The 25,468-nt window shown below is 67.7% G+C and carries 18 protein-coding genes; 12 read left to right on the top strand and 6 right to left on the bottom strand.

The window, feature by feature from the left end; genetic code table 11:
- Nucleotides 1-641: 641 nt before the first annotated feature.
- The 10 genes from EIZ44_RS22875 to EIZ44_RS22830 are packed head-to-tail and all read left to right on the top strand — an operon-like array spanning nucleotide 642 to nucleotide 11,152.
- Nucleotides 642-1,910, top strand: a complete 1,269-nt coding sequence (locus EIZ44_RS22875) for an FAD-dependent monooxygenase (RefSeq protein WP_134731124.1) — start codon at nucleotides 642-644, stop codon at nucleotides 1,908-1,910.
- 42 nt (nucleotides 1,911-1,952) lie between these two features.
- Complete coding sequence (locus tag EIZ44_RS22870; RefSeq protein ID WP_134731122.1) at nucleotides 1,953-3,347, top strand: MFS transporter; 1,395 nt, start codon at nucleotides 1,953-1,955, stop codon at nucleotides 3,345-3,347.
- Between the two features lie 25 nt (nucleotides 3,348-3,372).
- A complete protein-coding gene (locus EIZ44_RS22865; protein WP_134662349.1) occupies nucleotides 3,373-4,251 on the top strand; it encodes an FAD binding domain-containing protein in 879 nt (292 codons plus the stop codon).
- Complete coding sequence (locus EIZ44_RS22860) at nucleotides 4,248-6,638, top strand: xanthine dehydrogenase family protein molybdopterin-binding subunit (RefSeq protein ID WP_240691380.1); 2,391 nt, start codon at nucleotides 4,248-4,250, stop codon at nucleotides 6,636-6,638. The genes EIZ44_RS22865 and EIZ44_RS22860 overlap by 4 nt, the downstream gene beginning before the upstream one ends.
- Nucleotides 6,635-7,141: a (2Fe-2S)-binding protein gene (locus EIZ44_RS22855; RefSeq protein WP_037813174.1), complete on the top strand. Its 507-nt coding sequence runs from the start codon at nucleotides 6,635-6,637 to the stop codon at nucleotides 7,139-7,141. Before EIZ44_RS22860 ends, EIZ44_RS22855 begins: the two co-directional genes overlap by 4 nt.
- On the top strand, nucleotides 7,138-7,791 hold the full coding sequence (locus EIZ44_RS22850; RefSeq protein ID WP_037813173.1) for an SRPBCC family protein: 654 nt from the start codon (nucleotides 7,138-7,140) through the stop codon (nucleotides 7,789-7,791). The genes EIZ44_RS22855 and EIZ44_RS22850 overlap by 4 nt, the downstream gene beginning before the upstream one ends.
- Nucleotides 7,778-8,437 (top strand): isochorismatase family protein, encoded by a 660-nt coding sequence (locus EIZ44_RS22845; protein WP_037813172.1) that lies wholly within the window; start codon nucleotides 7,778-7,780, stop codon nucleotides 8,435-8,437. Before EIZ44_RS22850 ends, EIZ44_RS22845 begins: the two co-directional genes overlap by 14 nt.
- Nucleotides 8,438-8,447: 10 nt before the next feature.
- Nucleotides 8,448-9,290 (top strand): alpha/beta fold hydrolase, encoded by an 843-nt coding sequence (locus tag EIZ44_RS22840; RefSeq protein ID WP_134731118.1) that lies wholly within the window; start codon nucleotides 8,448-8,450, stop codon nucleotides 9,288-9,290.
- Nucleotides 9,291-9,347: 57 nt separating this feature from the next.
- Nucleotides 9,348-10,394, top strand: a complete 1,047-nt coding sequence (locus EIZ44_RS22835) for a 2,5-dihydroxypyridine 5,6-dioxygenase NicX family protein (protein WP_037813170.1) — start codon at nucleotides 9,348-9,350, stop codon at nucleotides 10,392-10,394.
- Entirely contained in the window at nucleotides 10,391-11,152 is a 762-nt protein-coding gene (locus EIZ44_RS22830) for a maleate cis-trans isomerase family protein (RefSeq protein WP_134731116.1), read from the top strand. Before EIZ44_RS22835 ends, EIZ44_RS22830 begins: the two co-directional genes overlap by 4 nt.
- Nucleotides 11,153-11,942: 790 nt before the next feature.
- Here EIZ44_RS22830 and EIZ44_RS22825 read toward each other — a convergent pair.
- Nucleotides 11,943-14,255, bottom strand: a complete 2,313-nt coding sequence (locus EIZ44_RS22825; RefSeq protein ID WP_167754247.1) for a hypothetical protein — start codon at nucleotides 14,253-14,255, stop codon at nucleotides 11,943-11,945.
- Between the two features lie 216 nt (nucleotides 14,256-14,471).
- The gene (locus EIZ44_RS22820) at nucleotides 14,472-15,383 is read right to left on the bottom strand and encodes an LLM class flavin-dependent oxidoreductase (protein ID WP_134731112.1); all 912 of its coding nucleotides are present in this window, start codon (nucleotides 15,381-15,383) and stop codon (nucleotides 14,472-14,474) included.
- A gap of 87 nt (nucleotides 15,384-15,470) precedes the next feature.
- Between EIZ44_RS22820 and EIZ44_RS22815 the strand changes: the two genes are divergently transcribed.
- Together EIZ44_RS22815 and EIZ44_RS22810 are read left to right on the top strand one after the other, a co-directional pair.
- The gene (locus EIZ44_RS22815; RefSeq protein ID WP_134731110.1) at nucleotides 15,471-15,932 is read left to right on the top strand and encodes a MarR family winged helix-turn-helix transcriptional regulator; all 462 of its coding nucleotides are present in this window, start codon (nucleotides 15,471-15,473) and stop codon (nucleotides 15,930-15,932) included.
- A gap of 290 nt (nucleotides 15,933-16,222) precedes the next feature.
- Nucleotides 16,223-17,383: a toll/interleukin-1 receptor domain-containing protein gene (locus EIZ44_RS22810; protein WP_134731108.1), complete on the top strand. Its 1,161-nt coding sequence runs from the start codon at nucleotides 16,223-16,225 to the stop codon at nucleotides 17,381-17,383.
- Here the strand turns inward: EIZ44_RS22810 and EIZ44_RS22805 are convergent.
- From EIZ44_RS22805 to EIZ44_RS22790, 4 genes are read right to left on the bottom strand one after another with little or no spacing between them, the layout of a single operon-like run.
- Entirely contained in the window at nucleotides 17,380-19,863 is a 2,484-nt protein-coding gene (locus EIZ44_RS22805) for an RNaseH domain-containing protein (protein WP_134731105.1), read from the bottom strand. The genes EIZ44_RS22810 and EIZ44_RS22805 overlap by 4 nt on opposite strands.
- 10 nt (nucleotides 19,864-19,873) lie before the next feature.
- The gene (locus EIZ44_RS22800; RefSeq protein ID WP_134731103.1) at nucleotides 19,874-23,029 is read right to left on the bottom strand and encodes a hypothetical protein; all 3,156 of its coding nucleotides are present in this window, start codon (nucleotides 23,027-23,029) and stop codon (nucleotides 19,874-19,876) included.
- A 41-nt stretch (nucleotides 23,030-23,070) separates the two neighbouring features.
- Nucleotides 23,071-24,228 carry a pPIWI_RE_Y domain-containing protein gene (locus tag EIZ44_RS22795; protein WP_134731101.1) on the bottom strand — a complete coding sequence of 386 codons (1,158 nt, stop codon included), beginning with the start codon at nucleotides 24,226-24,228 and terminating at the stop codon, nucleotides 23,071-23,073.
- Nucleotides 24,225-25,376, bottom strand: a complete 1,152-nt coding sequence (locus EIZ44_RS22790) for a PD-(D/E)XK nuclease family protein (RefSeq protein WP_167754246.1) — start codon at nucleotides 25,374-25,376, stop codon at nucleotides 24,225-24,227. The genes EIZ44_RS22795 and EIZ44_RS22790 overlap by 4 nt, the downstream gene beginning before the upstream one ends.
- Between the last annotated feature and the right edge of the window lie 92 nt (nucleotides 25,377-25,468).

Here is a 25,468-nt window from a genome sequence, read left to right as displayed (position 1 = left end):
GCGTGACGGGGTTTCGTCGGTGGGGTGAGAGTCCTTGCCTGCTGCTGGAATCCCCAATGTGGCATTGGGTGCGTCTGACGCACCGAACGCCACATTGGGTGCGCATTGTGGCGGCGGGTCGGGGGAGGACGCCCGGCGGGCGAGCCTGCGAATGGACCTCTCGCGGTCGGCGGCGGGTCGTGAAGGGGCCCTTGGGGGAAGGTGCGCTGTGAATGGACCCCTCGTGCGCGGCGGCGGGGTCGTGAAGGGGTCTTTGAGGGAAGCCAAGCCTGCGAAGGGGTCTCTCGTGCGTGACGGAGGGTCGTGAAGGGTCCCTTCAGGCAAGCCGGGCCCGCGAAGGGACCCTCGCAGGCAACAGCGGGTCGTGAGGGGACCCCTGAGGGAATCAGCGGCTGTGAGGGTGGCCCTCACGTACCGCCGCCCCGCCCCGCCGCACTGCATCGCCCCGCTGCCCCGCAGCACGCCCCGCGAACCGCGGCATCGCCTCGTTCGGTGACTGTCCCGCCACCCTGCGCGGCTGAAAGCGCCTCCCTGCCAGCAAATTCCCCGCAGACTATTGCGTGTTCGGATAATCCGTGTTCGGATTAACCGCGTCCGGGGCTAGGTGAGCCGGAGGCGGCTAGCGGGTAGGAGGTCGGCAGGTGGCGGCGAGTCAGTCTTTCGAGGTAGTGGTCGCCGGCGGCGGGTTGGGCGGGCTGTGTGCTGCCTTGTCGTTGCGGCAGCGCGGGTTGCGGGTCACGGTGGTCGAAGCGGCGCCGCAGCTGGGGGAGATCGGGGCTGGGATCCAGACTGCGCCCAATGCCAGCCGGATCCTGATCGGGTTGGGGTTGCGGGCCGAGTTGCAGCGGGTTCGGTGCGAGCCGCAGGATCAGGTTCGGCGGCGGTGGGCCGACGGCAGCATTATCGCGCAGTTGCCGCTCGGGCAGCGGGTCGTGGACAAGTACGGGGCGCCTTATTGGCACTACCATCGGGCGGATCTGCATTCCGTTCTGCTGCGGGCGTGCATCGACCCGGATGGCGCGGGGCCGGTGGTGAAGGTGGCTACCGCGGCGAAGGTCGTGGATCTTGACCGGGGGAATCCGGAGCGGCCTGCGGTGATTGCCGAGGACGGGCGGCGGTTTGAAGGGGACGTCGTCGTCGGGGCGGACGGGATTCGGTCTGCGGTAAGGGATCTCGCCGGATTTGACGAAACGCTCGCGTTTTCCGGCGAGATGGCGTACCGGGCGTTGATTCCCGGCGATTCGATCGCGGCGGATCCGGCTACTCGGTTCCTGGTCGATCGTTACCATTCTACGATTTGGTACGGGCCCGACAAGCATCTCGTGCATTACATGATCCGCGGCGGCGAGTATCTGAACGTGGTGGCGATTGTGCCGTGCACGGAGGAAGTCGAGAAGAACTGGAGTGCGCCGGCCAGTGCGGAGCAGCTTGCGGCCGAGTATTCCGATTGGGACGACCGGGTGCCGATGATGCTGTCCAAGGCCAAGGACGACGTCTCGGTCTGGGCGATGTACCGGCGGCGTCGCGATCCGGTGTGGGTGGACGGGCGCGTCGCGTTGCTCGGGGATGCTTGCCACGCAATGCTTCCGTACCAGGCGCAAGGGGCGTCGCAGGCGATGGAGGACGGGGCAGTCCTTGCCGAGGAGCTCGGGCAGGCGACGCGCGACGGGATCGACACCGCGTTGACCCGGTATGTGCACCGGCGGGCCAAGCACGCGGGGATGGTGCAGGACGCCTCTTTGCAGAATATGAGTTTTTACCACATGCCGGACGGTCCGGCGCAACGCGAGCGCGACGAAAAGCTGCGGAGTTTCGACGGCGAGTCCGATGTGTCCTACGACTGGCTGTGGAACGGAACTCCGCTCAACGACCCCGACAACGAATCGATTCACTACCAGTTCGCCCGATAGCACGAAAACGGCACACGCAGACTTCGCAAAGGAGCAAAGGATATGCGTACCGGAGACCAGGTGGTCCAAGACTTGCCGTGGCGCTGGCGCGTCCAGGGCAAGATCTTCCTCATCGGCGGGCTCGGCTACATGTTCGACGCCTGGGACGTCGCGCTGAACGGATTCCTCACCCCGCTGGTGGGCACGGAATTCGGGCTGTCGGCGACGCAGCGGGGGTTCGTCGCCACCGCTAATCTGATCGGCATGGCGGTGGGGGCGGTCGCCTGGGGGACGGTCGCGGACCGGATCGGGCGGAAGCGGGCGTTCAGCATTACGTTGCTGTTGTTCGCGTTCTTCTCGGTGTTCGCGGCGTTGTCGCCGAACATCGAGGTGTTCCTGCTGCTGCGGTTCCTCGCCGGAGTCGGGCTGGGCGGCTGCATTCCGGTGGATTACGCCATCGTCAGCGAGTTTTCGCCGCGCAAGCAACGCGGCCGCGTGCTGTCCGCGATGGACGGGTGGTGGCCGGTCGGCACGACGCTGGCGGGGGCGTCCGCGACGCTGCTGGTGCCGGTTTCCGGGAACTGGCGGTGGATGCTGGTGTTGATGATTCTCCCGGCGGTGCTGTTGTTCTGGGCGCGGCGCGGGGTGCCGGAATCGCCGTTGTACCTGGTGCGCAAGGGGCGCGAGGCGGAAGCCCGGCTGGTCATCGACGACCTCGTCGAGCGCACGGGCGCGCCGAAGGAGCCGTACCGGATTCCGCCGGCGGTTCAGGAAGACAAGCGCGGCGGCGGGGTGTTCGCGGCCGTCGACCAGCTGCGGCGGGTCTGGGCATACAACCCGAAGGTCACCGGGGTCGCGTGGGCGCTGTTCATCACCGTGATGCTGGTGTACTACGCCGCGCTGAGCTGGATGCCGTCGATCCTCAAGGCGCAGGGCTTCGGAGAGATCGCCGCGTTCGCTTCGACCACTTTGATGAACGCGCTCGGTATCGTCGGCGTCGTGGTGGCGGTGTTGCTCGTGGACCGCATCGGCCGCAAGCGGGTCATCGCCGCGGCCGGGCCGCTCGCTGCGGTCACGCTGGTGACTTTCTCGCTGGTGCTCGGGTCGGCGGGAGCCGCGGTGGTGGCGATCGGCGCGTTCGGGCTGTTCTCGCTCATCGTCATCCCGGTGATGTACGCCTTCGTGTCCGAGCTGTACCCCACGGAGCTGCGCGCGTCGGGCTTCGGCTGGGCGTCGTCTTCCAGCCGGGCGGTCACCGGGTTCGCGCCGCTGCTGTTCGGCAGCGTGCTGTGGCCGGTGCTCGGGCTGCCGCTGACGTTCACGCTGCTCGGCCTGCTCGTCGTCGGGGCCGTGGTGTTCATGGTCTTCTGCGCGCCGGAAACCCGGGGCCGGGAGCTGGACCGGATCGACGACGAGACCGCGCCGGAGCCGCACCAGTCCGAACTGGACGCAGTCTGATCCGCCGCAGCAGAAAGGGAATCGCATGAAGCCCGCCGCGTTCGCCTACCATCGGGCGCACGACGTCGCCGACGCCGTCGGCCTGCTTTCCGACCTCGCCGGGCAAGGGCGGGAGCCGAAAGCGATCGCGGGCGGGCAGAGCCTGATGCCGATGATGAGCTTCCGCCTGGCCCGCCCGAGCGACCTGGTCGACCTCGGGCGGCTGCGGGACCTGCCGGGGATGACCGACATCGTCCACGCGGGTTCGACGCTCCGCATCGGCGCGATGACGACGCACCGCCAGGTCGAGGTGGCCCAGCTCAGCCCGGGGTTCGCGGTGCTGGCGGAGGCGATGCGGTACGTCGGGCACCTGCCGATCCGGTCGCGCGGCACGGTCGGCGGGAGCCTCGTGCACGGCGACGCCACCGCGGAGTGGTGCATGCTCGCGCTCCTGCTGGACGCGGTGATCGTCGCCGAAGGACCGCACGGCCGCCGCGAGATCCCGGCCGGGGAGATGTTCTACGGCTTCTACGCGACCGCGGTGGAGGCGGACGAGGTCGTCACCGAGGTCCGGTTCACCAGGGCGGCTCCGAAGGCCGCGTTGACCGAGTTTTCCCGCCGTGCCGGGGATTTCGCGACGGTCGCGGCGGCGGTGACGCTCGAACCTCGCCAGGACGGTTCCTTGGCAGGCGGAAGGGTGGTGCTCGGCGGGGTCGCGCCCGCGCCGTTGCGGGTTCCGGAAGCCGAGGCGGTGCTGGCGGGAGGCGAGCCGGGGCCGGAGTTGTTCGCTGAGTGCGGCCGGGCGGCGGCGGAGGCGATCGATCCGCGCAGTGATGCGCAGGGCAGCGCGGACTATCGGCGGGCGCTGACGAGGACGTTGGTGGCGCGGAGTTTGGGGCAGGCATGGGAGAGGGGAGACCGGTGAGGGCATCCGAAGAACCCCGCTTCGACGGCCGGGGCGGCAAGTGGATCGGCGCGTCCGTGCGCCGTCGCGAGGATCCGCGGCTGGTCACCGGCCGGGGGCGGTTCGTGGACGACATCCATCTCCACGGCATGCTGCACGCCGGGTTCGTGCGCGCGACCGTCGCGCACGGCAAGATCACCGAACTCGACCTCGCCGCCACCCGCGAGGTGGACGGCGTCGTAGCCGCGTACTCGGCGGAAGACCTCCAGCTCGGCGACATGGTCGCGCTGCTGGACCGTCCGCCCGAGGAGTTCACGCCGACCACGATGCCGATCCTCGCGCGCGGCAAGGTGCGGTTCGTCGGCGAGCCGATCGCGCTGGTCATCGCGAAGGATCCGTACGCGGTCGAGGACGGCATCGAGGCCGCGCAGGTGAGTTACGAGGTCCTCGACGCCGTCGTTTCCGAGGAGACCGCGCTCGCCGAGGACGCGCCGCTGGTGCACGAGGACGCGCCGAGCAACGTGCTGCTCGACGTCACGGCGTTCGACACCCCGGGCGTCGACGAAGCGTTCGCGGACGGGTGCGTGATCGAGCTTGTCACCCGCAGCGGTCGCCAGAACGCGCTGCCGCTGGAGACGCGCGGCGCGGTGGCGTCCTGGGACGATCGCGACGAGCAGCTTCTCGTCCAGACGTGCAGTCAGGTGCCGCACCAGGTCCGGACCGTGCTGGCGCGTTCGCTGCGGATTCCGGAGCGTTCGGTGCGCGTCGTGGTACCGGACATGGGCGGCGGCTTCGGGCAGAAATGCGTTGTGGGGCGCGAGGAAATCGCTGTCGCGGCGGCGGCGAAGCGCTTGCGGCGTCCGGTCAAGTGGATTGAGGACCGCAGCGAAGCGCTCGCGTCCGGGTTCCTCGCCCGCGAACAGCGATACCGCACGCGTGCGGCGTTCACTCCGGACGGCGAGTTGACCGCACTGGAATCCGACATCGTGTGCGACATGGGCGCGTACTCGTGTTATCCGTTCACCGTCGGCATCGAACCGTTGATGGCGGCGGCGGAAATGCCGTCGGTGTACCGGGTTCCGGCCTACCGGGTGCGGGCGAGGGCGATCACCAGCAACAAAGCGCCGACCGCGCCGTACCGCGGGGTCAGCCGTCCGCAGTACGTCATGGTGATGGAGCGGATCATGGACCTGGCCGCGCGCAAGCTCGGTCTCGACCCGGTGGAAATCCGCCGCCGCAACGTGATCACCGAGTTCCCGTACACCGGCATCAACAAGGTGACCTACGACCCCGGCAGCTACCTCGAATCGCTGGAGCTGGGCGAGAAGATCCTCCGCGACGAGGGCTGGTACGACCTGCGCGAGAAGAACCCGCACATCGGCATCGGCTACAGCTGCTTTTCCGAGCGCACCGGCTACGGCTCCGAGGCGTTCGCGAAGCGGAAGATGACCGTCGTCCCCGGATTCGACGTGAGCGAGATCCGGATGGACCTCACCGGTTCGGTCGTCGTCACGAGCGGCACGATCAACCACGGGCAGTCCCACGAAACGACGTTCGCGCAGATCGTCGCGGAACGGCTCGGCGTCGACCTCGCCAAGGTCAAGCTGCGGCAAGGCGACACCGAACGGATTTCCTACGGCTGGGGCACTTTCGCGTCCCGATCGGTGACGATCGGCGGCTCGGCGGTGGCGACGGCGGCGACCCGGCTGGGCGAGCAGCTCTGCGTCATCGCGGCGCACCTGATGGACACCCGCGTCGAGAACGTCGGACTCGACGGCGACGGGGGAGTCATCCAGCTCGACGACCCCAGTCAGCGGCTTTCGTTCGAGGAGATCGCCGACGTCGCGTACCTGCGCAGCCACCTGCTGCCCAAGGAAGCCGAGCCGACGCTCACCGCCACCGCGGCGTTCGACGTCCCCGGCGACGGCACGTTCTCGAACGCGACCCACGCGGTGGTGGTCGAGGCCGACCCGGGCACCGGACAGGTGAAAATCCTCCGTTACGCCTGTGTCGAGGACTGCGGCGTGGTGATCAACCCGAAGGTGGTCGACGGCCAGGCGCGCGGCGGGATCGCGCAAGGCATCGCCGGCGCGCTGTTCGAGGAGGTCACCTACGCCGAGAACGGCGAACCGTCGGCGGCGAGCTTCATCGACTACCTCGTCCCGACTGCCGCGGAGATCCCCGACATCACCGTCGACCACCTCGAAACCCCGTGCGCCTTCACCGAAAGCGGCGCGAAGGGGGCCGGGGAGGGCGGCACGATCGGCGCGCCAGCCGCCGTGCTGAACGCGGTCAACGACCTTCTCTGGCACACCGGGGTCCAGCTGGAGCAGACCCCGGTCCACCCCGAGGCCGTCCTCGCCGCGCTCGCCGCGGCCGACCGGGAGAAAGCGGGTACCGGCGCATGACCGACAAACAGCTGATCGTCCTGACCGTCAACGGCGAGGAGCACGAACTGCTCGTCGAACCGCGGTGGACGCTGCTCGACGTGCTCCGGCACGACGTGGGCCTCACCGGCACGCACGTCGGCTGCGAGCACGGCGTGTGCGGGGCGTGCACGATCCTGGTCGACGGCGAACCGGTGCGCGCCTGCCTGATGTACGCCGTGCAGGCGGAAGGCTGCGCGATCCGGACCGTCGAGGACCTCGGCACCCCGGAGGAGCCGAACGATCTGCAGCAGGCGTTTTCGGAGCACCACGGTCTGCAGTGCGGCTTCTGCACGCCGGGTTTCCTCATGCTCGCCGAAGGATTCCTCGCCCAGGAACCGTCGCCGACGCGCGAGGAGATCCGGGAGACTGTGTCGTCGAACCTGTGCCGCTGCACCGGATACCAGACCATTGTGGACGCGATCGAGGCGACCGCCGCGCGGCGGTGCGCCGGATCCGGCAGGAAAGAGGACGCGGTCCGATGATTCTCGAGAACACCCTTGACCTTCCCGGCGATCCGGACACGGTGTTCGCGCTGCTCAACGACGTCGAGCGGGTCGCGGGCTGCCTGCCCGGCGCGGTGCTGGAGGGCCGGGACGGCGAGTCGTATCTCGGCAAGGTCAAGTTCAAGGTCGGCCCGGTCAGCGCCGCGTACGCGGGCAAGGTGCGATTCACCGAAATCGCCGAGGGCGAGCGCCGGCTGCGGTTGTCGGCCCGGGGCGCGGACAGCCACGGCAACGGCGACGCCGAAGCGGACGTCACGCTGACCCTGGTGCCGGGTCCGAAGGGTTCGGCGCTGAACCTGCACACGGATCTGGTGGTGCGGGGCAAGATCGCGCAGTTCGGCAAGGGCGCGATCAGCACGGTGTCGAACCGGATCCTCCAGCAGTTCGCGCAGAATCTCGGGGCCCTGCTGGAGAACGGCGGCACCGCACCGGCTCCGGCGACACCCGCGGCCGCCGCCGCGCCCGCCTCGGATTCGCTCGACGGACTGGCGATGCTGTTGCCGCCCAACGCGAAGCGCTATCTCCCGATCGTCGCGGCTGGCGCACTCGGGCTGTTCCAGGGCTGGCTGCTCGGCCGGGTCCGGTCGCAGCACAAACTGATCAAGGAGCTGCTGCGTGAACGCGCCTGAGAACGGACTGCACGGCACCGAGACTGACCAGACCTACGCCCGCGCGGGGTTCGGGGCCGCGGTGCCGCGGGGAACCGCGCCGGTGCTGGTCGTGGTCGACCTGACTCGCGGTTTCACCGAACCGGAATTCCCTTCCGGCGCAGACCTTTCCGCCGAAGTCGAAGCCGCTGACGCGCTGGTCCGGGCCGCCCACGAGAGCGGAGCCCCGGTCGTCTACACCGCGATCAGCTACACCCCCGCGGAGGCCGACGGCGACGCGATCGCGTGGCTGCGCAAGGCACCCGGCATGCGGAGCCTGCGCGACGGAAGCGCCGAGGTCGCGCTCGATCCCCGGCTGGAACGGCACGACAGCGACCACCTGATCGTCAAGAAGGGCGCGTCCGCATTCCACGGAACGAGCCTCGCCGCGCTGCTCACCGGCCTTGGTGCGGACACCGTGCTCGTCTGCGGCGCGACGACCTCGGGGTGCGTCCGGGCCACCGCGGTCGACGCGGTCCAATCCGGCTTCAACACCCTGGTCGTCCGCGAAGCCTGCGGCGACCGCGCGCGGGGACCGCACGACGCCGCTCTCTTTGACCTGCAAGCCAAGTACGCCGACGTGATCGGCCTGGGCGAGGGCGTCGAGCTGCTCGCCAAGGCCCGCTAGGAGTTCCCGCATGTCCTCTGTTTCCGACCGGGTGCTGACCCAGCCCGCACTCGCCGACCTGGCGGACGTCCCGGCAGCCAGCGTCTGGGTGCGGTCCGGTTCCGTCCGGCTGCACGTCCTCGACTACGGCCCCGCCGACGGCGTCCCGCTCGTGGTGCTGCCCGGGATCACCAGCCCGGCGATCACCATGGACTTCGTCGCGCGCGAGCTGACCGACCTCGTCCGTCCGCTGGTGCTCGACGTCCGCGGCCGCGGCCTGTCCGACGACGGGTCGAGCTATGCCCTCGACGCGTACGCTGCCGACGTCGAAGCGGTCGTCGACCAGCTGAACCTGTCCGCGCCGCTGTTGTTCGGCCACTCGATGGGCGCGCGGATCGCGGCCAAAGCCGCGCTGTCCGACGGGATCGCCGGCACCGTCCTCGCCGACCCGCCGATGAGCGGTCCCGGCCGCCCGTACCCGACCTCGCTGGCGGTCTTCGAGTCCCAATTGGACCAAGCGCAGCGGGGGACCAGCGCGGACGAGGTCGCCGCCTCGTGGCCGCGCTGGCCGCGCCGGGAACAGGAACTGCGCGCCCGCTGGCTGGCGTCGTGCTCTCGGGCGGCCATCGCGGCGACGCACGCGGGTTTCGAATCCGAGGAATTCCTTCCGCTGTGGGAAAATCTTCCGGGACCCGCCGTGCTGTTGTACGGCGCGGACAGCCCGGTGGTGACCGCAGCGGACGTCGCGGTGCTGGAGAAATCGAAGCATCCGCTCGCCGGCGTCGAAAACGCCGGGCACATGATCTTCTGGGACGAACCGCGGCCCGCCCTGCAGGCGCTGCGCTCGGCATTGAAAGACCTGCTCGCCCGCTGACCCCGGCGTGTTTTTCGTACTCGGATAATCCGTATTCGGACAATCAAGGAGGTCGCCATGGACCAGAACCTGTTCAACGACATCTGCTTGCGCCAGCTGACTTTTTCCGGCGTGCACGAGGGCGAGACGGTCGTCGTGCTGACCCGCGGCGCCGAGCGCGCCGAGTACGCGGACGCCTTCCTCTGGGCGGCCCAGCAGCTCGGCGCGGCGACCTATCACATGCGGCTGCCGTCGCCGGCGAACGCGTCCGGCGCGTGGGCGGTCGGGCAGTCCGGTCTTGACCAGCTGCCGCTCGCGGTGGACGCGCTGAAGGCCGCGGACATGGTCGTGGACTGCACGTTCCTGCTGTTCAGCGAGGAGCAGTTCGCGATCCAGGCCGCCGGGACCCGGATCCTCACCGCGGTCGAGCCGCCGGAGCTGCTGGCCCGGCTGATGCCGACGAAGGAACTGCGCGAGCGCGTCGAGATCGGCGCGGAACTGCTGGCCAAGGCCAAGACCATGCGGATCACCAGCCCGCACGGCACGGACGTCACCTACCAGCTGGGCGTGTACCCGACGATGAGCGAGTACGGCTACACCGACCAGCCCGGCCGCTGGGACCACTGGCCCGCGGCGTTCGTGTTCACCGGCGGTTCCGACGACGGCGTGGACGGCAAGATCGTGCTCGCGCCCGGCGACGTGCTGCTGCCGTTCAACACCTACGTGCAGACGCCGGTCGAGCTGACCATCGAAAAGGGCTTCATCCAGGACATCCGCGGCGGCGCGGGCTCGTCCGGCCTCGACGCCGACCTGCTGCGCAGCTACATCGAGTCCTTCCACGACCCGCGCGGCTACGGCATGTCGCACGTCGGCTGGGGCCTCGACGAGCGGGCGCACTGGCACGGCCTGACCCAGTTCCCCGGCGGCATGGGCATGGAGCTGCGCAGCTTCTACGGCAACGTGATGTTCTCGATCGGCCCGAACAACGAACTCGGCGGCCCGAACGACACGGCGTGCCACTTCGACATCCCGATGCGCGGCAACAGCCTGTACCTCGACGACGAGCTGATCGTCGACGCGGGCGAGCTGACCGTGAAGGACATGCGCCCGGCGGCGAAGCGATGACCGACCACCACATCGGGATGATCGTCCCGAGCTCCAACCTGACGATGGAAACCGAGCTGCCGCGGATGCTGCGTGCCCGCGAGGAGCGGTACCCGGAGGACCGGTTCGTCTTCCACTCCGCCCGCGCGCGGATGCAGCACGTGACGCCGGAGCAGTTGCGCGCGATGAACGCCCAAGCGGAGCGCGCGGCGACTGAACTGGCCGACGCGCGACCGGACGTCGTCGCGACTGCCTGCCTGGTCGCGATCATGGCGCAGGGGCCGGGTTATCACTGCACCGCTGAGGATTCGATCGCCTCGGCGTTGCGCGCGGAAGGCTCGGACGCGCCGGTGGTCTCGTCGGCGGGCGCGCTGCTGTCCGGGATCGCCGCGCTGGAGGCGAAGCGGGTCGCGATCGTGACGCCGTACCTGAAGCCGCTGACGCAGGCTGTTGTCGAGTACCTGGAGGACGCGGGCGTCGAGGTGGTCGACTCGCTCTCGCTGGAGGTGCCGGACAACCTGGCGGTGGCGCGGCTGGACCCGGCGGATCTGCTGGCGCACTACCGGAAACTGGACCTGTCCCGGGCGGACGCGCTGGTGCTGTCGGCGTGCGTGCAGATGCCTTCGCTGCCGTCGATCCAGCCGGTCCAGGACGCGGTGGGGATCCCGGTGCTGTCGGCGGCCACGGCCACGACGTTCCGGATCCTCAGCGAACTGGGGGTGCGGCCGGAGGTGCCGGGGGCGGGGCATTTGCTGAGCGGGAAGGTGGCGGCTGTCTAACGGCCCGCAGGGGACGGATCAGGTCCGCCCCTGCGGGTGCCCCGTCCCCGAGCACGCTGTCCCCGCGGCAGGGTTGCCGAGGATGACTTGAGTTCGTCTTCGGCGGCCCGCTGCTGCAGCTGGTCGGCTGCAGGCGAGTCGTCGAGGCCGAGTAAGAGCCCAGTCAACCGCTTCTGTGCTGCTTGGCGTAAGCCAGGATGCGGCGCTGGTCATCGGTGAACTTGCCGTTTATGAAGTCGGTCATGCCTGCGGGGACAGAGCGCGCGACCAGGCACTCACGGTATCCCCCCGCTGGGACTGCCCAGGAGCTCCGTGGCGTCTTCACATTTCGGGCAGCGTGTTTCACGGCTGCCGCCTGGCACACCGCATCCCTACGAGATCGCGTACACATGATGGTCCGATATGCAGTCTGCCTGGCGTCGAGTCGCGCGCGGAGGCACACGTCCGATGCGGGAGGGCAGCGAGTCGTCTGTCTTTTACCGACTAGGGCGTCCTGCAGCGGGTGGTGCTGAGTCTGCTGGGCAGTGCGATTAAGTTCTCACTCGCCGGTTCCGCGGGGAGGTGTGTTCGGAGCCCAGACTGGTGTTGGGGGCCGACAGAGCCGTACCACGGCGTGCGACTGGTTCTGGCGGGTTCGGAGGCCCGGTTGCGGGTCGGGTCTGAGTTGGGGTGATTGTCACGGACGGTGCGGCTGTGCACCGCGGGGTGCGCGCGCTTCCAGGATCCCCCGGCAGGCCCGGGCGTGTTGGCCGCGGTCTGGTTGCCGTCCGCGGGTCGCGGGCCAGCGGAGCTATTTCGGACGGCCCGGCAAAATGCCAGAACGAGAATTGAGTAAACCGACTTGCTTCGTCAGTGCGTCGTCGCAGCCGCGCAGAACGGACAGGATCTGCAGGGATTTGAGCGCTTCGTAGCGCCTGGAAGGCAGACTTCTGCTGCTTCCTTCGCTGCGAAGTCCGGTGAGCCGGACCGCGACTCGCTGAATCTTTTCCGGGCTGGGACTGTCGCCCATCCATTCGCTCAACAGCTCGTCCAGGGCCGATTTCGCTTCTTGTTTCCGGTTCATTGAAAGAAGAACGCTCACTATGTTGAAAGTATTTACCATGGTGTGCGCGTGGTCGCTGCCAATAATTCTTATTCGGTCCTCGCGGAGGCTCCTGAGATAGGATAGTGTGCTCTCGGCGGCCGCTCCGGTCCGGCGGAGCACTCCTCCGCGCAGGTCTCGTATTTGTAAAACGCGAGGACTGTTCTCACCGTACGCACGGGTGTACCTGTCTTGAATGTCGTCCAGCATCTCCAGTGCGCCGCTCGGATCGTCTTCGGCGACGAAAAACGCCAAGTAATGGCGAGTGAGCAGAGTTGACATATGTTCCTCGCCGAAGACTTCTTGGTGCAGGGGAAGCGTCTTACGGAGAAGCTCGATGGCGGTCTGGGGGTCTCCGCAAACTCCGATCGCGTAAGCGTGCAACCGGCTGGCGTTGATCGTGTCCGGGTGTCGCTCGCCTACCGTGCGAAGTAAATCATTGATCAGCTCGGGAAATATTTTCAGCGCTTCCGCGGAGTGTGGCGAGTCGGTGATGCTCTCCGTGAGCTTGAGTCGGGCGCTGAGAGTTTCCGGGTGCAGTCGGCCGAGTCGGTCGAGTCTGTCATCGACGATTTTCTCAAGTCGATTGTTGGTTTTCATCTGATCGCCGTAGGCGGCGTAGAACTCCGCTGCTATGTCGGCTTCGTGGATTCCGCTTTCGGCTGCTTTGTGAAAAGCTTCCGCGGCAATGCTGTGCTGGAAGGTTCGTGCTGCTGCTTCGCCGATGCGGAAAGCCTGGTGGGGATCCGCTCTTGCGAGGAGAATGCGCCAAGTAGCTAGCGGGGCGAGGTCGAAGTCCGGCAAGTCCACCAGATAGTCGAACGCGATGTAATGATCGGGTTGTTCGGCGGGAAGAAGCAGGCTGCTCGCTCCGTGACTGGTTCGCGTCGCCCAGACGAGCGCTTCGTCGAGCGGCTCGGGGCGCAGCAGCTCGCCGCCGCGATCGTTCAAGCGGCTTCGACTGAGTTCGATCAGGAGGTCCAGGGGGACTGGTTCGTCTACGCCGGCTCGTCGGCAATCGACCGCAGCGGCTACTAGGGCGGCTCCACGCGGGTGCGCGCCTGGTGCCCATCCGGTGTGCCAGTTGCGCACGAGCTCGGGTCCTGCCGCGAGAACCTCCGCCAGCCCGAACTTTCCGACGTTCGGCAATGCTGCGCGGATGCGCGGGTCGTTGTCGTAGGCACGGGCGCGTGCGAGTTCTTCAGCCGTCCAGCGGCGGGACAGTTCCACCACGTCGGCGAGCCGAAGGATGTCGCGGGCGTCCCTCCACGCGTCGAGTTCGTGATCGGGTACAGATCCTTCTTCGCGAGCGCTGTAGCGGTCGAATTCCGGACTGCGCATCGTCGCTGTGATGACGGCGTCCTCCCGGCGGTGGCTCAAGATTCTGTCGAGAAGATTCGGTGTCAACCCGCCCGCGCCCATGAAGCGTTCAAGATCGTCCAGCCACAACACGCAGCGGGGCGTATCCGCGACGGCCTCGGCGACGTCGGCCAAGGCCTCGCGGTTCGCAGGGGCGAGCAGCGTGTGATCTGGGCAGGTGGCGCGTGCGGCCTCGTAGACCATGCGAGTCTTTCCTGCGGTCGATTCGCCGACGACGAGCACGAAGCGGCCCCGCCGGATCTTGGCGCTGAGTTCGTCGTGCAGGTCGCGCCGGATATAGGGCGGGGTGCGATCGAGCACTCGCGTGCCGGCCATGTCGTGGACGAGTGCCTCGGCGGGGTGGACCCTCAGCGCGATCGGGTCGTCGAGCTCTCGAATCTTGCGCGGTCGCCGGTCGGGCCCGATTGCGATCAACGTGCTCGGCAGGGTTTCACGGCGAGCGGCCTGTCGTTCGAGCACCTTCTTTCCGCGGCTGCTCGTCGCCGTGAACACGGCGACCGCGACCGTTGAGCCTATCGAGGCCGCTGCGGCACCGGGAATCCACAACACGCCGATGCCCCCGGCGATCAAGCCGGACATCGCGGAAGAAGTCAGGAGCCACCAGCCGCGTGCCGAGCGGAAGCAGTCGCGGCGGAACCTCACGCTAGGCCGTCCGTTCGCGAGCCGCTGTTCTCGCAGGTTCGGCAGGATGGGGCCATCGGTCCTCCTCGGCATGCGTTTCGGCGGCAGAAGCTCCGAAACCCGTCTTCTTGAGTTGTTTATTCTGCAGCCCACGGCGAGCGGGAACGATGAACGAACCAAAAACGAATATTCGGCTTTGCCGCTCGCCTCTCTAACGAAGCCGGTCTGGTTAATTGGTTAAAAGCATGGTCCACGTGTTCGTTGGCCATTGCCGCCAGCGGCTGCGACTGACTGACGGCGGACCGCTACCAGCTCGCGGACCTGCGGCGCGACCTCGCGCGCGAACAGCCGGATGGCGTCGGCGGAGTCCGCGGACAAGAGGAAAGCGCTCATCCCGTGCGTGAGTGTGAGGTCGGCGAGCTGGTCGGCCCATTCGCCGGTGCTGCCCGACGGAATCCCCGGCAGGTTGTACAGTCGCCGGATTTCGCCGGGGGAGCGGCCCGCCTTGCGGGCGGCCTCGTCGATGAGCGCGTTCGCGGCGGGCAGACGGTCCGGCGGGATGCGGGTCATGCTCGGCAGCCAGCCGTCCGCGGTGCGGCCGATCAGGCGCAGCATCCGGGGGCCGAGCGCGCCGAGCCAGGTTTCCATCCGGTGCGCAGGAAACGGGCCTGGCGGCGTGCCGGCGAGGCGATGATGGGCACCGGAGACGTGGGCCGGCGGCCCGGGTGTCCACAATGCACGGATGACCTCGATTGCTTCCGCGAGTGCGTCGAAAGCTTCGCCGGGGGTGTACCGCGGACCGCCCTGTGCGGCGATGTCGTCCCAGTACGCGCCGGTACCGAGAGCGAGTTCGGTGCGGCCGCCGCTGAGCAGGTCGAGGCTCGCCACGGAGCGGGCGAGCACTGCAGGCGGGCGGAGCGGCAGGTTGGCGACATTGGGGAACACGCGCAGCCGCTCAGTGCGCGCCACGACGACGCTCAGGACCGTCCATGCGTCGAGAAGATCTGGGCGGTACGGGTGGTCGGGAACGCTGAGCAGGTCGAGCCCGGCCCTGTCGGCGGCTTCGGCGAGCTTCGTCACCGCACTGGGGTCGGCGGTTTCGGGCAGGAGGACGACGCCGAACTGGAGGTCGTGGCCGTAGTCAGCCATGGGACGCCTGGCCGGCGCTGGGAAATAGTGTCATGGAGACATGATTACCTGACGGAACGATTGGTGTCCAGCGGGTAGGATCCCGGCATGGACGAACTGCGCCCGCCGACTCTGCTCGCGCTGCCGTCGTACCTGGCCGGGCACGTCGCGCGGATCGGCCGCCGGGAACTGGCCGCCGCGCTCGAGACGCAGAGCCTGCGGCTGCCGCACTTCGCCGTGCTGGCCGGGCTTTCCGACTTCGGGCCGCTGGCCCAGCACGCGCTCGCCGACCGGCTGGGTCTCAACCGGAGTCATCTGGTGGGCTACCTGGACGAGCTGGAGTGTCGCGAGCTGGTCGGGCGCGAACGGGACCCGGAGGACCGCCGCCGCCAGCGAGTCGCCCTCACGGAGGATGGGAAGGCGCTGGCGGGGGTGTTGAAGGAGGAGGCCAGGCGTTCGCAGGACGTGCTTCTTTCCGAACTGTCCGAGAAGGAGCGCGAGACGCTGGTTTCGCTGCTTCGGCGGGTAGTGGTCGCGGACGACCGGGCGCGGTCCGAAGTTGTCACCTAACGCGGCCAGTAGACGGACGCGCTGCTCTGCCGACCTGACACCGAATGACCTCAATGCGCGGAAACGGGCAACGAGTTCTTACCGCAGACCGAAGACTGAGTTCTCGCGGCCGACAGCCGACGGTGTTCACGACCCGGCTGATCCGCGGGCTGCGCTAGCGATGAGCGGTCGGCTCGCATGGCAGAGTCGGGCGGAAGCGTATCGGCAGCGTGGCGGTCATTAGCTGCTGTACGGGCCGACAGTAGTCTGCCAACGGCGCGATCGCGAAGGTTTGGGAGGAACCTCAGCACATGACGGACAGGAACATCGCGGTCAAACTCGCAGTAGTCGAGGACAGCGGACGGAGGATCGACACAGCTCCGGAGGAAGCCGCTATTGGCGCGCTGCGTCTTCTCCCGTGGCAGATCCATCCGGTCAAAAAAGCCGCGGACGATTTCGCCGGGGCGGCTGTCTACCTCGTGAAGGTCAGCTACGAACTGGAGCTTGAGCAGGATCTGCCACCGATTCGATGGTACGAATTGGGGCTAGAGTTCGGCGAGGACGCATCAGCGACCGTTGTGGACGCTGTGCCCCGCACTTCGCGGGTTCCGCGACCTGCCGCTGCGTACGACCTCACTCGTTATCTCGAGTTCGCTCCGGCGGGCAAGTCGGGACAGGTGCACCTAAGCGAAACGAACGGCGCGGTCTACCGCCACGGGGTGCCCGGCTCGTCGGTCCGGTGGCGGCACGCGTCCGAGCATCGCGACGGAATCGAACCGGGCTCCAGGTCCGGATGGCTGGCGCTGGTGGTCCCTGACGGCTGCGAGCGCCTGCCCATCACCCTCTCCGCTCGCTTTGATCTGCAAGCCGGTGCCGATTCGCCTTATTGGCCGGTGCAGGAGCCGGTTCGCTTCGACTTGACATTGCGTGACGAGCAGTTCAAGCCGCCGCTGACCCCGGCCGTGCCCGACGGGCGGAGGGCCTTTGACCCCGGAGAACCATCTGCCTTCATCTGCTATGCGCATGACGACGCGGAGCACAAGGAGAACGTGCGGCGGTTTGCCGACGTCTTGCTTGCCGAAGGAATCGACGTTCACATCGACCAATACGCAGACGTTCGGCGTAAAGACTGGGGGCACTGGGCGTATCGGAATCTTCGGAACCGGGATTTCGTGCTCGTCATCGCTTCGCCTATGTGCCGGGCCGTGGGCGACGGCGACGCCGCGCTTGAAAAGCATCCCGGCCTGAGAGCCGAGTTCGATGCGCTTCGCACGCTCCACCAGCGTAACCCGGAGTGGCGGCCTTATGTGCTTCCGGTCGTGTTGCCGGGGAGGTCGGAATACGAGATCCCGCTGTTTCTCGGCCCTGGACCCAACGACTACTACCGCATCGCGGACTACGCACCGGAGTGCGTCGCGAATCTGCTGCTGGTCATGCGCAGCACCGAGCGGCGGACCTGGAGCCTCAGCTAGTCCTCCTCTTCGGAGGAGCGGTGCTCCGGGTGGTCGCGATCCGCGGCGAGGCTGAGGTGCAGGGGGCCTGGGGCGAGGGTGCGCCCGTCCCAGGCGATCGGCTGCTCGCACAGCCGGGCGGCGAGCGCGGCCAGTTCGGCCGGATCCCGGCCGCCGGCGTGGACGACCGCGAATTCTCGCGCGGTGTAGGCATGCCATGCCGTGCCCAGTTCTTTTTGCTGGTCGTGGGGGAGTGTCCAACGAGTGTATTTCGTGCCGATCCGGCCGAACGGCCCGGCGAGGGTTATCGATGTTCCGGCCAGCAGCCAGGAGGGAACGCTGGTTTCTTTCAGCCGATAGACTTTCCTGCCCGGGGCAGCGGGCTGTCCTTTGTCCGCGAGAGGTTGCCCTTCGTTTTCGCGAGTGACCGGCCGGCCGAGGTCCCCCATGTCCGAATGGGAGCGGACAACGGAGACTTTCGCGCCGCGGGCCCGCAGCGTGTCGCCAGGCAGCTCGGCCTCTCCTGCCTGTGCGTTGAGCAGGCCGGGCCAGACCGACCGGGTCGCCTGAGCGTCCACGAACACGACGACCGGAACCGCTGCGAGGTCGTCGGCTACCAGCATCTGAAGCCGGCGTTCGACCTCGTCACGAGTCGCTGTTGCCTTGTCTCCGTACCTTCCGAGGCCAAGCGAGCCGATAGTGCCGGCATGGAAATCGGTGACGCCGTCGGCAGCGCGCACCCACTTGCGTTGCTTCTCGCTGTAAGCCAACACCCGCCAGTGCTCAAGATGGTCCGGGTCGGCAAGGACGGCGGTGAGGACCAGAACCAGCGCGGCGGGACCCGCTCCGGTCTTCTGTGTTCTGGCGCTGATGCCGACCAGCAGGTTTCTGTGTGTCAGCCGGACCTCCAGATCGGGTCGCGCGATCGCGGTCCGCATGCGTTCGTCGAGCACGCCGGCGGAGCGCAACAGATCCCGCAGCGCGGCTCTGGCGGCGTGCTGTTTGGTCGAGGTCGTGCTTGCCCGCGCCCCTTTGGGCAGCACAGCCGGTTCTGTCGCCAGGAACTGAGTGGGGATCCCGCGGTGCGCGAACAGCCGGCGCAAGTGCGGTTTCGCGTCCAGAGCTGGCTTTTCGTACTCGCGATGGGCGAGATACTCGGTCTCCACCCATGCGGCGACAAGGGTTTCGGGGTCGGAGGGCAGACCTAGTTCGTCGAGCGCCTCGGCACGATTGGGCGTCGAATGGTCGAGCAGCTTCGGGCAGTACCGGGCCGCGATCTCGAAGCGCTCGTGCACCGCGGTCGGCGTGTCGCCGCCTCGCGGACGGACGCCGGTGAGCTTCTCCAGTTCGTCGAACATCCGGTCTCTGGCATCGGTCGTGCGGTAGAGGCAGGCGATGACGAGTTTCTTGGCCCCGGTCGGTCCGACTGCGGCCGCAGTTATGCCTTCCGGGGGGTACTTTTTCACGCGTGGCGGCAACTTGATCGCCGGATCGGGCTCATAGGCGAGCGGCGTCAGCAAGGGCAACTGGCCGGTGATGTGCTCGTGCAGACGCGCCATGAACCGCGGGCCGAGGCCGCTGCCCAAGGCATGGAAGTTCGCTGCTCGCAGCTTCGGCCTGAACTGAGCCAGCCACTCGCCGCCGGGCTGTGGCACTTCCAGGGGCGCCAGCTCGCACTCGGCGAGGATCGCGGCTATCGCCGGGTCGAAATGGCGGATCCAACGTCGCCCGCCGTTCTCCTGCTCCCAGTGCCCGGTGACCGGCAGGTAGGGGATCGGTGCCTCCCCGGTGTCGCGTTCGACCCATGCTGCCCGGAAATACCTCAGGTCCGGGTCCAGCCGGGAGAGGTGCGCGTCGAAGGCGAGGACGAGGTCTTCGAGACCCGGCCGGGTGGCCAGCCGAACTGTCACGTTGGCCATCGACCACGCAGTACCGTCCGGGCTCTTGATCAGGTCGTCGCGGTGCCACGCGACAAGCCTGCCGGCAGTGTCCATTCGCAGCTGGATCGACCGGGCGGAGCCTAGATCGAGAGGCGCAGCGGCGAGGAAACGCGCAGCCTGCCAAGCTGCCACGCGGAAGACCCACGGCGGTGCTTCTGGCGCATGTCCCTGCCGCAGCTCCAGAAAATCGCTGAAAGGGCGGGACGATTCCGGCTCGGGGATGAGCCCGGCCAGAACGGGGCCCGCACCGTTGCGCACATGGCGTTCCCATGCGCGGACCGCGATGCGGAGACGGCTGTCCAACGCATCATCGGGTGTCAGCAGCAGGGCTTTGGCACCGGCCTCGGCGTCGTGGCCGCGAAGCTTGCGCTCGCCGAACAGCCGAACGGGTTTGCCCGTGGCAGCGACCAGACCCGCTGCCAGCGCACCGTAGGTCGGCCGGTCGCCGGGCAATGTATTCCAGGCTGCCACGAACTCCGAAGTGAGCGGATAGGCGGTCACCGTGCCGAGGAGTTCGTCGACGTGTCTGCGCGGTATGCGGTAGGCCAGGGTGGTCAGCACAGGGCACTCCTCATCGGACGTTCTTTGCCGCGTAGTCGAGAAACGCCTGAAGCGTGTCGCCGTAGAACTCGGTCATCCAGCGGCGTTGGTCCGGCGTCCAGGCGCGTTCGAGCCGGGTGACGAGCGAGGCGAACCCCGACCCGCGATTGTCATGGAAGGCGCCGTCCACCAGATGCAGAACAGCCGGTGTCCCGCCCCGCCGGGCTCTCCCGACGAGCTGGATGGCTCCTACGATCATCTCCGCGGTCACCGCGAGCTTGACCCGTTCCGGTTGCGCTTGGAAGTACGGGAGGCAGTGGACGATCTTGTCGAGGAACATGCCCGCCGTGCTGCGCCGGTCTTCCATCAGCTTGACCGGAGTCGTAGAAGGGCCCGGATGGTCGGCGAGCGCGGCAGCTTGGATGTGCGCGACGAGTTCGGCAGGTTCGTCGATCACCGGCACGGGGCGCACGATCAGCCAGACCGAGCCGAGGGCCGACCGCGAGCCGGCGCCGATGATGTTGACGCCGCGCTCCACTCGGGCCAGCGGTGCAATCAGGATGTCGGCGTCAGGCAGGCTCGGAAATTTCTCCAACCGATCGGCATGCAGTTCCTGCCAGAGCCGGCCGTCGGCGAGTTCGCTGCGCGGCGGGATGGCGAGGCAGATCCTCGGAGGGTTGACGCCTGCCTCCGCCAGCCCTTCGGCGACTTCGCGCGCTGCCGCGTAGGACGTGGTCGCGAGAAGCACCCGGCGCCGATCCGGATCCTCCCTGTCGAGCCGGTCGAACTCGGCGCTGAGATAGCTGGTCCAGAGGCCGGCGGAAATCTGTCGCACGGCGGCCGATCTCGCCGGCCCCTCCACGCCGGAAATCCGCACCGGTGTCTGGGCAGGGCCGGGCACGATCGCCGCGTGGACGCTGACGCGCGCGGAGGAGTCGTCCCGCACCCACCACTTCGGCCTCGTGTGGAGATGGTGACGCGGAGCCCGGGGGAAATACGACGTCGCCGAGAGGCCCAAGACGATCCGGCGCGTGCCCGCGTGCGCGAGGGCGGTGAGATCGCCGAGCGTGACGACATAGGTGTGCGGGTCGCCGCCGAACGCGGCAGTCGAGAGCTTGGCAGGCTGAACGCCCGTGTCGTCGAAGTGCTCGGTGAATGCGAACACGAGACGGCCCAGAGGACCGGTCGGAGTCGCTCGCCACCGACCGTAGGTGCCGAGCGCGTCCGCGACGGCTTGCGCCGACTCGACCCCCGCATCGACGAGTTGCGAGTTGTTCGACATCAGCCGGTGCAAGAACAGACGAAGGCGTTCCAGCATGGTGCGGCGGATGACCCAGTCGGCAAACTCGCGCTGGTCGTCCGCGGACAACTGCGTCACCAGTGCGAGGGCGGCGTTCCGCGCATCGGCGATCGCGGCTCCTGCGGTGCCGCTACCGATCAGGCGATCGAGTTGGCGACGGGCCGCCTTGAACTTGGCAGGCGCGTCGCTGGACGGTTCCGGCTCGCCAGGGAACAAGGTTGTGAAGGCTGTCTGTTGCTCCTCGGTGATGTTCGCTGCGTCGGTCGCGAAGAGCTTTTCCATGAGCCAGCTGTCGTGCCGACGAGGCACGATCCACGCGCGCCCGGGCCCGTACTTGCGCTTGCCTTTGCGAGGCCGGGCGGCCCCGAGCCGCTGGTAGGTCAGATGGCTGACGTAGTTCTCGGACAGGTATCGCAGCCCGAAGAATGCGTCGCGCACGTTTGCGTCCACTTCGTCGTGAAGCGCTCCGTGCACCCCAGCGAAATCTGTGTCGAGCCGTCGCAGCGGCGTGGCGGTCTGCCTCGCTTCGTCCAAGACCAAGCCCCGGCCGGAGTGTTCGATGGCTTGTTGCTGGAACTCGTCGACCTCGTCGATCACCACGATCTGGCACCGGCGCAGCAGCAATTCCTCCACGCTCAGCCGGTCGTTGCCGCCGTACCCGTCGTCGACGGGTGTCTGGAGAACGCCGAGCAGCAGGTTGGCGTGCGACGTCACGATGACGTCTGCGGTGCAGGCGGCTCGCGAGGCGCTGAAACGGCCGCAGCTGGCACGCCACGGGCAGGCGTACGTCTTGGTGATCGCATCGGGACGCGGATCGTGAAGCGACGCACAGGGTTCCCTTCCCGGTACCCACGAGTCGACTGCCTCCGAGCTCGTGGCAACGGCGGCGAGCGCGCATCCGTAGCCGAATCGATCCCACACCCAGTCGCGGTCCGGTCCCCTGCCATCCGGGTGCGCGGTGACCGTCTCGGCCACGTCGATCCGGGAACGCGGCGACGTCAGGGCGACTACTTCACCCTCCTTCTGGAGGGCAGTCGCGGCTGTCTCGATCTGGTGTGCGGCTTTGACGACGTCGGAACTGGTCGGCAGCACGAATGCGACCACGCAGCCCGCACCGATGGCCCAGCATGCGAAAACCTCGATGAGCACCACCGACTTCCCGAAACCGGTGTAGGCAAGGAGTTCATTGATCGACCCCGCGGTGAGCTCGAGGCAGGAAACCGCCTCTGATCCAGGCCCAGAGCGAACCGATCGTTCGAAACGCTCAACGACCTCGGTGCGGTGACTGCCCGCGACATTCGGGCTGCCATCGAGCTCCTTGGCCAGTTTCTTGAGTTCAGCGAACGGCACGGTGATCCGGTCGGCTGCCGGTGCATCGACGACGACCGGCATCGGCCGTCCCTTGTCCCGGTGGTGCGGCAACAGGTCGAAACGGAAATTGGTGTACCTGTCCCGGGAAGCCGAGAGGGGCACGCGCACCGTCGAGGTGTAGTGGCCAGGCGGTGCCGGACGAAGGCTGCGGGGCCGCGCTGCGAAGAGCTTGTCGAGCTCGCCGAGAGCATCGTCGACGAATGCGGCCAGAGGCATGCCGGGGTCGAGGAGGACGATCCCGTCGTCGCCGCGTTTGCAACCGCTGATCTCTCCGGCAGCGAGCATGCGGTCGAGCGACTCTCCCGCCCGGTGTGCGTTGGCGTAGTCGTTGGTGCGTCGCTTGAGCAGCCTGGCGATGCGGAGCCGGTCTGAGTCGTCGAGATGGTCCCAGCCTGCCCAAGCGGTGATGTGGCCGTCGAGCAAATACAGGATGTCGGCGCGCGCGGCTGCCGCTGCGCCGTCGCCGGTTTCATGAGGAAACAGCCTGGCGGCGAGCCCGACTGCGGCCTTGAACAAGTGCGGCCCTACGCGGGCCTGCCCCGGAGCGCCTCGCTCAGTCACCCGTTCGCCCTCCTGCGGAGATTGAGGATCCTGGTTCGAAATCTCGTCTCGGTGGTGACGCGCACGCCGGGCAGCACGGCTCTCTCCAGAGCGCTCAGCTGGTGCTCGTGGGTGACCGGAAGCACGACCTCGGCGGTGGGGCGGGTCGCCGCGAGATGATCGACAAGCCGCCCGATCGATTGGTACTCCTTGAGATCCGCCCGGTACTCGTGCTCGCCGACCTTGACGTGAAGGTCGTAGCTGTCGGCTTCCGGCCACAGCTCCACGTCGATCCCTGGTTTGTCGAGTACTCGGTACAGACGCAGTTCTGCCGCCCCTGGAACCACTACGAAGCGCCAGACTCCGGCGTTGACGCAACGGGCGCCAGCCGCGGGCGCGGCCTTCGGAGTCGCAATGCGAGGGCCGGTGTCGATGCGATCGAGCACAGGCCTGGTGCCGACAGGCTTCCGCCTGATCCGGTACGACGCGGAATGCGGCCGGTACCGGCATCGCACGCGGTCGGCGGCAACGGCCATCGGCCATCGGCACACCGGGCAGGGGAACCACCACGCCTCGCTGTTTCGGTCCCGGTGCAGCTGGTCTTCCGGAATTTTTTCGTATCCGTACGGAGCGAGCTTCGCGCCTTCGCTGCTCAGCTGCTCCCGCAGTGCGTCAAACTGCCCGGCCGGATGTTCGATGAGAAACTTCCGGGAAGCCACATAGTCTTCCTGCCGTCCGGTCGCAGTCATCGCCGCATAAGCTTCCTGCCGAATCTGGTCGGCCCTCATCCGAGTCCAGGTCGGCAACCACGCGGCCCGCCCGATCGTTTCTCCGAGCGGTGCCGAGTACTCGCAGGCCAGATCGTAGACGGCTGCGGTGAGTTGGCCGTTCTCCAGCAGAATCATCTCGGCTGCTTCTGCTTCCGGGCAATCCTGGAGAAAGGGGAGGTCGCCGAGGCGACGGTGCAGAGCCTTGGCGAGTTCCGAGGGAGTCGAGGGGCCTCTTCCTGGCCCGTGCGCGGCCATCAACACGCCGGTCATCCTCGCAGCCTCGCGCATTGCCCCAGGCTGTTCGTGCCGCTTCGACCAAGCGTAAGCCGCACGCACCGCGGCAGCGACGACTGCGCGCCAAGGCGGCAAGGGGTCGAACTGGTGGTCGTGCGTCGTGCCGTTCATGCAAGCTGCTTGCGAGCCGACGGGCACCAACGGGCGAAACCGCAGTCCCGGCAGGCATTTCCGGGGCGCGCGTGCGGATCGGATCCGTCGAACATCGGCGTCGCGAGTTTTGCCAGCTCTGCGCGGGCAGCCGCGAGGACGACCGGGGCGGTCACGTCGAGTTCGGTCAGCACCGGACCGCGGCCGGTCAATTCTTCCAGTTCGACACGCAGCCGCACGCCGGCGTCGGTGAGGAATCCGGCCGCGGAGAGACAGACAGCCAAAGCCAGTTGCGGGTACTTTCCGAACAAATTGCCCTGGTGCGGAGATCGGGCGGTTTTCGTTTCGCGGAGTGTCCAGCCCATGCCGTCGTGGTAGAGCAGATCGGTTTTGGCCACGATCAGCGCGCCGGCTTCAGGGTCGGAAACCGCTACAGTCCGCTCGCTGCGCACCTGGGCGTCAGGGGGCAGTCCCGCGAGCGGGCAGACCACAGCGTGGTCGCCGATCATCTGGATCGCCAGGCGGGCTTGAAAGCCGTCAGGGCCCGCCCATTCCGCTGCCCATTGCCTGGGGTCGTCGGGAACCTCCGCGGCCCCGCATTTCCGCCGGGGGACCCGACTGTGCTGTTCCTCGAGCCATTTGTGCACGTCGCGTCCGCGCCGGGCTTCGTCATTGTCCTCAGCTGCTTGGTCCCGGGGAAAGCGCAGCTCGCTGAATCGAGTGCGCGCAGGACATTTTGCGTGTTCTCTGCCATCGGTCACAGACCATTGCCGGCGCGTCCTCCCCGAATCCGCTGAGACGCCCAGAATCCCGGGCACGACCGGCACGGCGGGGCAGTCGCCCAGGAGCGAGCAACTGGTGCAGTCGCGGCCGGGTCGATAGACGCCGCCCGCGGCAAGCGCGGTCACTTCGTCTGCGGCGTGTTGCCGGTAGTGATGCAGTGCTTCTTCCCGGGAACCGTCGAAGAGGGGTTGAAGAACTCCGTTTTCGCAGCCGATCTCCACGATCCTGATCCGGTCCGGTGCGGTGAACCGCGAGAGGGTGTACGGCTTCTGGGAGTTCCACCTGTTGCCGAGAACCTCGCTGGCACCGGCGAGGACACCGGCCGCGAAGGCGACCTCCAGTTCGTTTTTCCGGAGCGCGAGCTCGTCGTCCGGCAGCTTGTGCACCTTCGCGCGGAGGATGCGCAGTTCCCGGATCCCCGCGCCCTCGTACCGCCGACCGGTCACGGTCTCCTCGTAGACCAAGCCATCCGGGAACC

Source organism: Amycolatopsis nivea, assembly GCF_004522235.1.
In the GTDB taxonomy this organism is placed as follows: Bacteria; Actinomycetota; Actinomycetes; order Mycobacteriales; family Pseudonocardiaceae; genus Amycolatopsis; species Amycolatopsis nivea.
This window is presented reverse-complemented; position numbering and strand designations above follow the sequence as displayed.

What these genes read in the sequence shown, in the direction of transcription:
- EIZ44_RS22820 (WP_134731112.1), bottom strand. Translation starts at nt 15,383, where the DNA reads ATGGCTGACTACGGCCACGACCTCCAGTTCGGCGTCGTCCTCCTGCCC.
- EIZ44_RS22830 (WP_134731116.1), top strand. Translation starts at nt 10,391, where the DNA reads ATGACCGACCACCACATCGGGATGATCGTCCCGAGCTCCAACCTGACG.
- EIZ44_RS22815 (WP_134731110.1), top strand. Translation starts at nt 15,471, where the DNA reads ATGGACGAACTGCGCCCGCCGACTCTGCTCGCGCTGCCGTCGTACCTG.
- EIZ44_RS22865 (WP_134662349.1), top strand. Translation starts at nt 3,373, where the DNA reads ATGAAGCCCGCCGCGTTCGCCTACCATCGGGCGCACGACGTCGCCGAC.
- EIZ44_RS22870 (WP_134731122.1), top strand. Translation starts at nt 1,953, where the DNA reads ATGCGTACCGGAGACCAGGTGGTCCAAGACTTGCCGTGGCGCTGGCGC.
- EIZ44_RS22810 (WP_134731108.1), top strand. Translation starts at nt 16,223, where the DNA reads ATGACGGACAGGAACATCGCGGTCAAACTCGCAGTAGTCGAGGACAGC.
- EIZ44_RS22850 (WP_037813173.1), top strand. Translation starts at nt 7,138, where the DNA reads ATGATTCTCGAGAACACCCTTGACCTTCCCGGCGATCCGGACACGGTG.
- EIZ44_RS22855 (WP_037813174.1), top strand. Translation starts at nt 6,635, where the DNA reads ATGACCGACAAACAGCTGATCGTCCTGACCGTCAACGGCGAGGAGCAC.
- EIZ44_RS22840 (WP_134731118.1), top strand. Translation starts at nt 8,448, where the DNA reads ATGTCCTCTGTTTCCGACCGGGTGCTGACCCAGCCCGCACTCGCCGAC.
- EIZ44_RS22835 (WP_037813170.1), top strand. Translation starts at nt 9,348, where the DNA reads ATGGACCAGAACCTGTTCAACGACATCTGCTTGCGCCAGCTGACTTTT.
- EIZ44_RS22795 (WP_134731101.1), bottom strand. Translation starts at nt 24,228, where the DNA reads ATGAACGGCACGACGCACGACCACCAGTTCGACCCCTTGCCGCCTTGG.